Origin of the sequence: Burkholderia sp. HI2714, from assembly GCF_002223085.1 — a bacterium.
Lineage (GTDB): Bacteria > Pseudomonadota > Gammaproteobacteria > Burkholderiales > Burkholderiaceae > Burkholderia > Burkholderia lata_D.
This window is the reverse complement of record NZ_NKFM01000076.1, coordinates 1-13,273: the sequence shown is the minus strand read 5'-3', so window position 1 is coordinate 13,273 and position 13,273 is coordinate 1. Positions and strand designations below refer to the sequence as shown.

The 13,273-nt window shown below is 63.7% G+C and carries 2 protein-coding genes and 1 pseudogene; 1 reads left to right on the top strand and 2 read right to left on the bottom strand.

All coding sequences use genetic code 11. The features are described from left to right. Both CFB82_RS43610 and CFB82_RS40095 read right to left on the bottom strand, forming a co-directional pair. Positions 1-10,868: autotransporter-associated beta strand repeat-containing protein (locus tag CFB82_RS43610; RefSeq protein ID WP_179255526.1), on the bottom strand; the 10,868-nt coding region annotated here is incomplete at its 3' end. Positions 10,869-10,908: 40 nt separating this feature from the next. Beyond that, positions 10,909-12,726 (bottom strand): ShlB/FhaC/HecB family hemolysin secretion/activation protein, encoded by a 1,818-nt coding sequence (locus CFB82_RS40095; protein ID WP_179255525.1) that lies wholly within the window; start codon positions 12,724-12,726, stop codon positions 10,909-10,911. Between the two features lie 366 nt (positions 12,727-13,092). Here CFB82_RS40095 and CFB82_RS40090 point away from each other — a divergent pair. After that, positions 13,093-13,273, top strand: a pseudogene (locus CFB82_RS40090) (IS5/IS1182 family transposase); the annotation flags it as partial.

Below are 13,273 nucleotides of genomic sequence, written 5' to 3'. Positions count from 1 at the left end.
CCCACGCCACTGCTGTTGACCAGCAAGGTGGAACCGTTGGCGCCCAGCACGTGCGAGTTGTTGTACGACTGCGTCAGGCCCGTCAGGCTGTCGCCGCCCACCAGCCCGGTGACGTTGGTCACGGCTACATTGCTCGCCGTGGTGCCGTCGAACACCTTGGTGTCCGAGCTCGCCGTCACCGTCACCGAGGCCGGCGTGATCGTGCCCGTGTTGTTGACATAGCTGATCGCGTAGTCGTTGAGCGTGTCGCCATTGCCGCTGCTCAGGCCCACGCCACCGCTGTTGACCAGCAAGGTGGAACCGTTGGCGCCCAGCACGTGCGAGTTGTTGTACGACTGCGTGAGGCCCGTCAGGCTGTCGCCGCCCACCAGCCCGGTGACGTTGGTCACGGCTACGCTGCTTGCCGTGGTGCCATCGAACACCTTGGTGTCCGAGCTCGCCGTCACCGTCACCGAGGCCGGCGTGATCGTGCCCGTGTTGTTGACATAGCTGATCGCGTAGTCGCCAAGCACGCTGCCGACGCTGCCGGTCACACCGACACTGCTGTTGTTGACCAGCAGCGTGGAACCGTTGGTGCCCAGCACGTGCGAATTGTTGTACGACTGCGTCAGGCCCGTCAGGCTGTCGCCGCTCACCAGCCCGGTGACGTTGGTCACGGCTACGTTGCTCGCCGTGGTGCCGTCGAACACCTTGGTGTCCGAGCTCGCCGTCACCGTCACCGCCTTCGGCGTGATGGTGCCCGCCGTGTTGACGTAGCTGATCGTGTAGTCGCTCAGCAGGCTGCTATGGTTGCCGCTCACGCCCACTCCGCTGCCATTCACTGCCAGCAGCGAGCCGTTGGCGCCCAGCACGTGCGAACTGTTGTACGACTGGAACAGGCCGGTCAGATTGTCGCCCGCGAGCACTCCCGTGATGTTGGTCACCGCCGCGTTGCTCGTCGTGGTGCCGTCATACACCTTGGTATCCGTCGACGCCGTCACCGTCACCGCCTTCGGCACGATGGAGCCGCCGCCATTGGGATTGCCGATGATCGGGTTCGCCATGGAGACATTCCACGATTTGCCGCTGAAGCTCGCATTCAGGTTCAGCGATCCGGCCTGCACGGTCACGGTAAGGTTGTTGCCCGCATGACTGGTGTTGAACACCGCGCTGGTGATGTTGAGGCTGCTGGTGTTGATCGCCACGGAGGTGCAACCACCGGCCCCACCGATGGAGCCCAGCACGCTCGACGAACCGATGTTCAGCACGCTCAAGGCGTTGTTGCTGCCGTCATAGGTCTTGCTGGCCGTGAAGACGCCCGAAAGATTGGGCTGCGTGCGCACATCGAAATTGCGCGTGCCTGCCGTCACGTTGGTAACATTGCCGAGATTCGCGTTGTAGGCTAGGTAATCGGTAGCGCCCGTGGCGCCGACCACGGCGGTAGTCAACTGCGCGACGTTGTCGTTACCGGTGTAGGCCGTGAATGTGCTCGCGTTGGGCAGAATGATCTGCGCGCCGTTGGTGGTCAGCACGTCGCCGGCCGTATCCGTACCGTAGGGAAGTCCGGATGCACCTTGGGAACCGGCCACCAGCGTGACGTTGCCGCCGCTGGAGAGATTGGCGCTCAAGGTGAGATTGCCGGTAGTGTTCGCGGTGACCGAACCATTGGCCTTCACGCCCGCCAACGTGATGTTGCCGCTGCCGGAGATGTTCGTGAGGTTGGCGGAGATGTTGGCCGCGGCGAAGCTGGTGCCGTCGGCCATCACGACCTGGGCTGTTCCGCTGCCGACATTCAACGAGCCGCTGATATTGATCGCGCCGTTGTTGACGGTCGTCGTGCCCGTGTAGTTGCTCGCGCCCGACAGCGTCAACGTACCCGGACCCACCTGCGTGAGGTTGCCAGAACCGCTGATGTTGTTCGAAAGGTTCGGCGAGCCGGTCACGTTGATGACGGCGGTGCTGCCCGCATTGAGCACCACGCCACTGTTGCCGCTCACGCTCAGGTTCGTGCCCGTCAGGGTGCTCGTGCCGGTATTGAAGACCAGAGCACTGGCACTGCCACCAGCACCACCCGGGTTGGCGCTCGCCGTGTTGTTGCCGTTGAAGCCAGTGCTGCCGGCACCACCGGCCACGCCGGCCGCGCCGCCCGCGCCACCGCTGGAATTAGGACCACGCCCGCCTGCTCCACCGGCGCCGCCGGTCGTTCCTGCCGTTCCCGACAAACCATTGCCGCCGACGTAGCCGTACGATCCGCCGCCGGCGCCGCCGCCACCACCACCGTTGCCGGTGGCAACGGCGATCGCCCCGGTCGTCACCAGGTTCTGGCTGTTGACCGTGACGTTGCCGCCGGCACCGCCCGCACCACCGCTGCTAGGGGGGGTGGAGCCATTGTGATAACCCGTGCCGCCACCACCACCACCGCCGCCGCCGCCGCCGGCGCCGCCATTGAGTGCGATGCCGCCGGCACCTGCATTGATGGGGCCCGCCACGAGCACGCCTCCACCGGCGCCACCTGCACCGCCCGCGCTACCTGAGATCATGTTGGAGCAACCGCCGCAGGTACCGCCTCTACCGCCGCCGCCACCGCCGCCTGCACCACCGGTAAGCGCGGTGGTTCCCGTGGCGACGATGGATCCGTACGCCAGCACAGCGCCACCCGCACCGCCCGCTCCACCGACGATATTGGACGCCGTCGTCTGACTGGGCTGCGTTCCGCCCACGCCTCCTGCTCCGCCCGTGAGCGTCACGTTGGCCGCAGAGATGATGACGCCCGCGCTCTCGATGATGGATCCGCCCGCTCCGCCCGCAACGCCGCCGGCCGAACCGTTGGTACCGGCACCGCCGGTCACCGCCACATTGCCACCGAGGTTGATCGACCGATCGATCGTGAAGTTGCCGACGACGTTGGCGGTGAAGTTGCCCGTACCGGTAATGCCGGCGGCATTCGACGCCACCGTGCTGAGATTGAGTGCGGCGTCCGATCGATTGATCAGCAAGTTGCTGTTGTCGGTCACCGCGCCGGTGCCCAAGGCGCCGCTCGTCCCGTTGTTGCCCACCTGCAGCGTGCCCGCCGTGATGGCGGTGGTACCGGCATAGGTGTTGTTGCCGGTCAGGATGGTCGTGCCCGTGCCCGCCTGGGTCAGGTTGCCCGTGCCACCGATCACCGCGCCGACCGTGGTGCTGCCGCTGAGGTTGAACACCAGGTCGGCGTTGTCGGTGATGTTGCTTGCAGTGCCCAGGCTGCCCGTGATGCCGCCGTTGCCCACCTGCAAGGTTCCTGCACTGATCGTGGTATTGCCGCTATAGCTGTTGTTGGCGGCGAGCACGGTGGTGCCGGTGCCCGCCTGGGTCAGATTGCCCGTGCCGCTGATCGAACCGGCCACCGTGGTAGTGCCGCTGACGTTGAACGTGAGATTGCCGCTGTCGATGACATTACCGGTGCCCAGGCTGCCCGACGCGCCGCCATTGCCAATCTGCAGCGTGCCGTTGGTGATGTTGGTGGTGCCGGTATACGTGTTGTTGGCGGTGAGTATCGTCGTGCTCGGGTTGCACTGCGTGAAGCCGCATTGCACGATCGTCAGGTTGCCGCTGCCGCTGAGCAAGCCGGCTTCCGTCACCGTCAAACCCGGCGCGACGGTGATGGTGCCATTGCCGGTCAATGCCGTCGTGGTGTTGCCCAGGGTGGTGGTGTAGTAAGTCGTCGTGGTGCCGTTGTTCAAGCTCCACAGATAACCACCGCCCAAGGTGATGTTGGTGTTGTAGGAGGTCAGCTCGCCGCCCACCGCGGCCGTGGCATTGGCGACCACCACGCCATTGATTTGCAGCGTGGGCGTGCCCGCGTATGAAGCGTTCTGGGTATTGAAGACCGGGAACGGCGTGAACGATGTGTTGGGATTCGTCTTCGTGACGATCACATCGAACGTATTGCCCGCCAGATTGGTGCCGGTGGGTATGTTGAATGTGGCGGTGGTACCGGCGATTTCGTCCGCCAGCGCGGCATAGGTGCCGGTGAAGCCGGCCACGTTCGTCAGGTTCTGCGTGGTGCCCAGATACACGTTTTCCAACGTGCCGCTACCGCTGATGGCATTGGCGATCGTCGTGTTGTCCGACCGGTCGAAGGTCAGGTTGGCCGCGTCGGCCACACTACCCGTACCCAGGCTGCCCGTGGTGCCGCCATTGCCGATCTGCAGCGTACCCGCCGTGACGGTGGTCGTGCCGCCATACGTGTTGTTGGCCGCCAGAACAGTCGTGCCGGTGCCCTTCTGGATCAGGTTGCCGGTGCCGGCGATGGATGCGTTGACGAGGGCCGTGCCGCTGGTATTGAACGCCAGGTTACCGTTGTCGGTCACGGTGGTCGCCGTACCCAGGCTGCCCGCGACGCCACCGTTGCCTACCTGCAACGTGCCCGCGCTGATCGTGGTGCTGCCGCCGTAGGTATTGTTGGCCGCCAGCACGGTGGTGCCCGTGCCCGCTTGCGTCAGGTTGCCGGTGCCGCTGATCGAACCGTTGACCGTCGTCGTGCTGGTGGTGTTGAACGTCAGGTTGGCGTTGTCTGTGACGGAGCCCGTGCCCAGGCTGCCAGCCGTGCCGCCATTGCCCACCTGCAACGTGCCGCTGCCGATCGTCGTCGTGCCGGTGTAGGTGTTGTTGGCCGCGAGGATCGTCGTGCCCGTGCCCACCTGGGTCAGGTTGCCTGTGCCGCTGATGACACCCGGGGCCGTGGTGGTGCCGCTGAGATTGAAGATCAGGTTCGCGTTATCGACCACCGCGCCGGTGCCGAGCGTGCCGGTGGTGCCGCCATTGCCCACTTGCAGCGTGCCATTGCTCATCTGGGTGGTGCCGCTGTAATTGTTGTTGCCGGTCAGCACCATGGTGCCGGGGCCGGTCAGGTTCATGCCGGTATTCGGGGAGCTTGTTCCCGAGATCAGCGTTCCGTTGACCAGCAGCTGGACGCCGGCGGCGATATTGAAGTTCGTACCGCCCGACTGATCCAGGGTGACGCCCGCCGCCGAGATCGTCGAGTTCGCGGTGACCGCGACGTTCTGGGTGAGATACCAGGCGCCGAAGGCCGCGGCGCCTCCCGTCACCGGCCCCGGGTTCGCGAGCGTTCCCCCATTCAGCGTCAACCGTCCCAGCGTGTCGTGGGTGCTGTTGCTGCTGGTGGTCAGTACCGAGCCGCTGTTGAGAATGATCGTGGCGCTCTGTGCCGTACCGATCAGCCCATCGTTGTTGGCACCGGCCATGAGCGTGCCACCGTTGTTGACGGTGATGGTCGTGCCATTGCCCAGTGCGCCGTATACCGTGCTGCCGCCGTCGCCGATCAGCGTGCCGGCGTTGACCGTGACAGTGCCGTTGAAGCTGTTATTGATGGCGGTATTGCCGCCACCGATATCCACCACGCCCGTGCCGTTCTGCGTCAGCGTGCCGTTGCCGCTGAGACAACCAACGACCGTGGTGTTGCCCGACGTGTTGAAGGTCAGGTTGGCCGTGTCGGTGACATTGCCCGTACCCAGGCTGCCGGTCGTGCCGCCATTGCCCACCTGCAGCGTGCCGGCGCTGATGTTGGTGGTGCCGCTGTAGTTGTTGTTGGCGGCAAGAACGGTGGTACCCGTGCCCACCTGGGACAGATTGCCCGTGCCGCTGATCGCGCCGCCGACCGTGGCGGTACCGCTGAGGTTATAGGTGAGATTGCCGTTATCGACGATGTTGCCGGTACCGAGGCTGCCCGTCGTGCCGCCGCTGCCGACCTGCACCGTGCCATTGCTGACCGTGGTGTTGCCGGTATACGTATTGTTGGCGGTGAAGATGACGGTGCTCGCGTTGCATAGCGACACGCCGCACGATTGTTGAACCGTCAGGTTGCCGCTGCCGCTGAGCGCGCCGCTCTGCGTCACCGTCAAGCCCGGCGCCACGGTGATGTTCGAATTGCCGCCCAGCACATAGCTGTTGGCGTCCGTCAGCGTGTTGAAGCCGGTGGTCGTGGTGCCGTCGAACAGGCTCCACAGATAGCCGCCGCCGAGCGTGATATTGGTGTTGTACGAGGTCAGCGTGCCGCCGACGGCCATGGTGGCGTTGCTCACCACCAAACCGTTGATTTCCAGCGTGGGCGTGCCCGTGTAGGTGCTATTGAAGACCTTGTAGGGCGTAAACGAGCTATTGGGATTGGTCGCCGTGATGATGGTATCGAACGTGTTCCCGGACAGATTCGTCCCGGTGGGCAGGCTAAGGCCGGCCACGGCGGCGTTCACCTCGTTCGTGCTCACGGCATAGGTGCCGGTGAAGCCGGTCACGTTGCTCAGGGTCTGCGTCGTTCCCAGATACGCGTTTTCCACCGTGCCGCTGCCGGTGAGCGGGTTGGCGACGGTCGTGCTACGCGACAGGTTGTAGACCAGCGTGCCGCTGTCGGCGATGGCACCCGTACCTAGGCTGCCGGCGGCGCCGCCGTTACCTACTTGCAGCGTGCCCGCCGTGATGGTGGTGGTACCGCTGTAGGTGTTGTTGGCGGCCAGGATGGTGGTGCCGGTACCTGCCTGCGTCAGGTTGCCGGTGCCGGTGATGGTCGCGCTGACCGTCGCGTTGCTGCTAAGGTTGTACGTCAGCGTGCCGTTGTCGGTGATGGTGGCCGCCGTGCCCAGGCTGCCATTGCTGCCGCCATTACCTACTTGCAGCGTGCCCGCCGCGATCGTGGTATTGCCGCTGTAGGTATTGTTGCCGGCCAGGATGGCGGTGCCGGTGCCTTGCTGGGTCAGGCTGCCGACCCCCACGATGGATCCGTTGACCGTGGTCGCGCCGCTGGTGTTGAAGGCCAGCGTGGAATTGGCATAGCCCAGATTCACATTGCCGCTGCCTATGCTGCCCGACGCACCGCCATTGCCGATCTGCAACGTGGCGTAGCCGACATAGGTGTAACCGCTGGCGGTATAGGTGTTGTTGCCCGACAGGATCACGGTCGGCGCGGCGCATCCGATGTTGCACACCGGCCCGTTGTTGGCGGGCCATTGGACGGTGAGCTGAGTGGGGGTGCCGCTCAGCACGCCGCTTTCCGTCACGGTCAGTCCCGGCGCCACGGCAATCCATGAATTACCACTCAGCGTGAAATTGCTGCTGCTCGTCAGCGCGGTGAAGTTGGTTACCGTGGTCCCATTGAACAGTTGCCACAGATAACCGCCACCCAGCGTGATGTTGGTGCCGGTCGAGCTCAGCGTGCCGCCGAGCGCCGCGGTGGCATTAGTCACCGTATAGCCGTCGATCTGCATCGTGGGCGTGCCCACGTAGGCCGTGTTCTGCGGATTGAAGACCGGGAACGGCGTGAACGCCGTATTCGCGTTCGCGCTACCGGACAGCACCACGTTCACCGTGTTCTTGGACAGATTCGAGTTGGTGGGCACATTGAACGTCGCGGTCGACGCGCTGTTCTCGTCAGCCAGCACCCCATACGTGCCGGTGAAGCCGGCCACGTTCGACAAGGTCTGGACGGTACCCAGAAACGCGTTCTGCAGCTTGCCGGTGCCGCTGAGCGCACCGGCTATCGTCGTGTTGCCCGACAGGTTGAACGTCAGGTTCGCGTTGTCGGTGATATTGCCCGTACCCAGGCTGCCCGCGGTGGTACCGTTGCCGACCTGCAGCGTGCCGGCAGTGACGTTGGTGGTGCCGCTATACGTGTTGTTGGCGGCCAGGACGGTAGTGCCGCTACCGGCCTGCGTCAGATTGCCGGTGCCCGCAATCGTCGCGTTCACGGTCGTCACGGCATTGAGGTTGAACGTGAGATTGGCGTTGTCGGTGACGGTGGCCGCCGTGCCCAGGCTGCCCGTCGCGCCGCCGTTGCCGATCTGCAGCGTGCCCGCGCTGATCGTTGTGCTGCCGGCATAGGTGTTGTTGGCCGTCAGCACGGTGGTGCCCGTGCCCACCTGGCTCAGGTTGCCGCTGCCGCCGATCACCGGCGTGATCGTCGTCGTGCCGGTCGTGTTGACGATCAGGTTGCCGTTGTCGGTGACGGCGCCCGAGCCAAGGTTGCCCGTTGTGCTGCCGTTGCCTACTTGCAGCGTGGTGCCCGCGTTGATCGCGGTGCCGCCGCTGTACGTATTGTTGCCCGTCAGGACGACCGTACCCGCGCCCGCCTGGGTCAGGCTGCCTCCGCCAGAGATCACATTGGCGATCGTCGTGGGGCTGCCGAGGTTGAACGCCAGCGCGGCGTTGTCGACCACATTGCCTGCGCCCAGGCTGCCGGTCGTTCCGCCATTGCCCACCTGCAGCGTGCCCGCGCTGATGGTGGTGGTGCCACCGTAGGTGTTGTTCGCGGCGAGGATGACGGTGCCCGCCCCTGCCTTCGTCAGGTTGCCCGTGCCCGCAATCACCGAATTGATCGTGGTCGTGCCGCCGAGGTTGTAGGTCAAGTTGGCATTGTCGGTGACGGTAGCCGCCGTGCCCAGGCTGCCGGTCGTTCCGCCATTGCCCACCTGCAGCGTACCCGCACTGATCGTGGTGCTGCCGCCGTAGGTGTTGTTGCCGGTCAGCACGGTGGTGCCCGTGCCCACCTGGCTCAGGTTGCCGGTGCCGCTGATCACCGGCGTGATCGTCGTCGTGCCGGTGGTGTTGAACGTCAGGTTGCCGTTGTCGGTGACCGCGCCAGTCCCCAGGTTGCCCGTCGCGCCGCCGTTGCCCACCTGCAGCGTCGTGCCTGCATTGATCGTGGTGCCGCCGCTATACGTGTTGTTGGACGTCAGGATCAGCGCGCCCGAGCCCATTTGGGTCAGGCTGCCCGTGCCGGTAATCAACGTGCCAACCGTCGCGGGGGAGCTGACGTTGAACACCAATGCCCCGTTATCGGTCACCGTACCGGTGCCCAACTTGCCTGCCGCACCACCGTTACCCACCTGCAGCGTGCCTGCGCTGATGGTGGTAACACCGCTATAGGTGTTGTTCGACGCAAGGATTGCGGTGCCCGTTCCCGCCTGGGTCAGGCTGCCCGTGCCGCTGATCAATCCGCTAACGGTAGTGGTGCCGCTGACGTTGAACACGAGATTGGCGCTGTCGGTGACGGCGCCCGTGCCCAGGCTGCCGGTCGTTCCGCCATTGCCCACCTGCAGCGTGCCCGCGTTGATGGCGGTGAGGCCGCTGTACGTATTGTTGGCCGCGAGAATCGTCGTGCCCGCACCCGCCTGGGTCAGGCCGCCGCTTCCCGAGATCGCACCGGAAACGAGCGCCGTGCCCGTGACGTTGAACACCAGACCGCCAGCCACGTTATACGAGCCGGTCAGCGACGCATTGCCGGCCTGGAAGATCAGCGCGCCGGTCGTGCCCGTTACGGAAACACCGGCCTGATCCGTAATGTTGTTTTTGGCCACCAACTGGATGGAGGTCGAATTCAACTGCGCCGACAGGTCGGCCATGCCGATGGTGATGTTGGAGGTGACGTCGGTGGAGCACGACACGCCCGCCCAGTTCACCGGCGTGGGATTGGAACTGCCGTTGCCGATAACGATGTTGTAGGGGTCCAGCAGCAGGGTGCCCTGCACACCGCGCGGTGCGACGGTGGTCACGTTTCCGCGAAAATGCAGATTGCCCTCGCTGGATGTTTCCACCCAGCCGCCATTGCCGCCGAGCATGCCGCCGCGGCCCAGGATGGAACCCGCGAAATCGGTTTCCTCATCCGACCACAGCACTACCGTGCCGCCATTGCCATGCCCCGTGGCCGACGCGTCGATCGTGCTGCCGGCGTCCACATAGGTCATCTGCGCGTGCGTCAGCGAACCCTGGCCATGCGCACCGCCGCCAATCAATGCAGTGCCGCCGCCGGCGTCGCCGCTCATATTGACGGTGCTGCCTTGTATGCCGACGTAGGGGCCGGTGATCGTCACCGTACCACCCTGCTCGCCCGTGTTGGCGCCCACTGCACGGACAGTGGCATTGGCTACCGAGACCATGCCACTGTCACCGAGTGCGGCATTGCCGCCATCGATCACGATATGGCCGTTCTTCGTGCCGACCGAGTTGGCCTGGACGATGCCGCTGAGATTCATCACGCTGGTTTGCAGCATCTCCAGGCCGCGCGCCGTCAGTAGCACCTGTCCGCCGTCCGCCTCGATCAGCCCCTGGTTCTGGATCAAAGCCCCCAGCGTGGCCGCCGTGACGTTCACACTCAGTTGCCCGCTGTTGTCCAGCTTCAAGGTGACGCTTTTGCCCGATGCCAACGCCACCGTGCCGGTGGCTGCGTCGATCGTGCCTTGATTGATCACCTGCTGGCCGGCCAGTACCACGAAGCCGCCGTTAGTCGCTCTCAACTGCCCTTGGTTGATTACCTGGCCCGACGTATTGCCAGCGTTCAAGACATAGGTACCGTTGCCCTGCATGAAGGCGGAGGTGTTGATCCGCATGGTGCTGGCAAGCAAGCCACCAACGTTCACCTGCGCCGTCTTACCGAACAAGATACCGTTCGGATTGACCAGAAACACCTGGCCGTTCGATCGCAGATTGCCGTAGATCTGCGATGGGTTGTTGCCCAGCACATTGTTCAATGCCACCGCGCTACTGGACGGTTGATTGAATACCACCGTATTGCCAGCACCGATATTGAAGCTGTCCCAGTTGATTGCCACCCGCGGACTGTTTTGCTGCACGGTCATCGTGTTGCCGGCCGTGCCAATATGGCCCTGACCGCCCACGATGTTGCCGCCGGTTGGCAAGCTTTGCGCATGCAATGTGCCACTCAGGAGCAAGGTCGCAAACATGGCCAACGGACGCCGGGTCGGCAGGCGATGCGACGAGGCCGAGCTCCGATTCGACGAGGCACCTGTCGCACCACCATTCGTGCGGCTGTGCGCGAACTCAGGTGCAACGACCACACAATGCAGGCGCTTGTTATAGACGAGGCGGTACAGTTTGGCATTCATGAGACGCTCTCCCGCTGCGATTGCGTCGAAGACGTGGGATTCAAAAGAAGATTTGTGCCTGCAGCCACAGCCAGCTGCGCTGGTCGTGCGTGGCGGTATCGAGCTCACCGCCGCGATCGCGCATCGCCCACATCACCTTGAAGAGGTAGCGATTCTGGTGAAGCAGCTCCGCCCCCACGCCGGTGCTACCCAGATGGCGCCGCAGCGGCCCTTGGTAGCCTGGCCACGCGGTATGGTTCACCTTCAACCAGCCGTCGTCGCGAAATAGCGAGAGCGTCACGTTGTCGCCACCCAAAGCGGCCACCGCGAACGAATCGCGAAGTTCCAGCGTGGTAATCGCACCCTCATCGCCAGAAGCTTCACCGACCGGATAACCGCGCACGCCGGTTGGGCCGCCCAAGGTGAGGCCTTCGACGGAGTTGAGATTGGTATTGCTCAATTGCCCCTGCAACGAACCGTACAGACTGATACGCTGCGCGTTATTCGACAGATACCCCAGGGTCTGGTCGCGCGAAACGCTCATATTGAGCTTATTGAAATGGGCATCCGCGTTCGGTGTATCGATGGGGCGCGCACCGTCGCCGTGGGTAATCAGGCCACGTGTGAACGACGCCGCATACTGGGTCAGGCCGCCACCCGCAAACGTATCGATGACATCGCCATTCAAGCTGAGCGTTACGCTCATATCGCGCGTATGGTAGTTCTCTTCCAGCACGCTGTCTGACAGTTGCTTGACACCAAACCTGACCCGCCCCCATAGATGCGCGTTCGGCGACAACACTAGCGGGTACGCCGCGTAGGCGTTGACTTCATTGCTGACACCATGGGCGTCGACGGCGTCGAACGGCGAGCCAAGCCGATAGCGCAAATGCGTGTAGTTGGCTCCGATACGCCAACCGTCGTAACCGATCGGCAGGCTGTAATCGATCACGCCATTCAACGCACCACGCCCCAGCGAGCGATCGAGCCAGCCGCCATCGGACAGGGTCATGTCGGCGGTGAAGAGATCGCCGATACCGAGCGGATTATTCCAACGCAGCCCGCCCGTTTCGCGAACGCGCCCGGTGTATTCGTTGCCGTAGTTGTCCACCCCCAACGCACCGGTGACGCTAGGCCCGGGCACGGCATTCAGCGTGAAATCGGAAGTGCCAACGGTCGAGCCGGGCGAAAGCGTCCCCGACGCGCTTGCCACGCCCGGCAGGACCGATACCAATCCTATCGCCCGGTCAGCACGAGACTGCGTCAGTGTTACGCCCTCGCAAGGGGACGTGCTCTCGCCACAAAGCGCCTCGACTTCGTAATGATGAAGATAGGCTGGACCGTAGCCGCCGCTCTGTTCCACTCGAACCTGATCAAGCTTGCCTTCGAGAACGGCGATCGTCACGGTGCCGTCTTCCACCGTTTGCCGCGGCACATAAGCGACCGCCACGAAATAGCCGCGCTGCCGATAATAATGCGTCACCGCCAACGCGAGTGCGTCGAGTTGCGCCAGTCCCACCGTCGTGCCTTCCAACTGACTGATCTGCGGAATCGCGCGACGTAGGTTCGCTTCATCGATATGCTCGTTTCCGGAAAAGCGAATTGCTTTAACGGAAATCGTCGCCGTCGATGCCGACGCCTGCGGCGTAGGCACCGCAGGCGAGACAACCCCTCGGTTTTCTCTTTGCACGGGGACCGGCGCAGGGGCGGTTTGCTGCAGCAACTGGCCGGCATTGGGGCGCGTGGTTTGCGCCTGCGCGGACATCGCAGGCAGAATAGCCGCCGACAACGTGGCCAGCGCAAATCCGATACCGCGACCACCGGCGCGTGAACGCGGCGCACACATGTCTGGACGCTGCAGCTTCGTGGCGAAGTCCATACCCATATCCCCGAGCAAAAACGCAAAGAATACTGTTCTGTCTCGATTAAAACTGAAATTTGTGAAAAAATAAAGTAGTACTATCTATTAAGAGCAGAATATGGGCTTTGTTCGGAAGGGGGTGGTTGCGCGGCAGCGTGAGGTCGAGTAGAAAGGGCAATTGATCTATGCCTCGTGAACGTTCATTGCCATACAAAGCCAGCCTGAAATCCGGAGCGCCGCGCAAACGCCCGAAACCGACGTAGTCGGACATGCAAAACATAGTTGAACCAAGCCCTGCAAGGGATTGCCGGGAGCCGGATATGCTGCGAACTCCCAGAACGAATATCGATCTGATTTAGAACCTGGGAGCTGGAGCGCGCCGACATGACCGACGATTTCTTCCGAAGCCGCCTTGATTCGATGATCGACCTGCGCCATCCGCTTGCGGTGCTCGCGACGCGCATGCCGTGGGCGCAGCTCGAAGCTACGATGGCGCCGCTGTTCGCGCATCGCAATCGTGAAGGCATTGCTGCGCAGGTGATCGATCTGTTCGGCGCGACAGCGC

Bases quoted from the DNA above. Each gene is read 5' to 3' on its own strand.
- CFB82_RS40095 (WP_179255525.1), bottom strand. From the start codon at position 12,726: ATGGACTTCGCCACGAAGCTGCAGCGTCCAGACATGTGTGCGCCGCGT.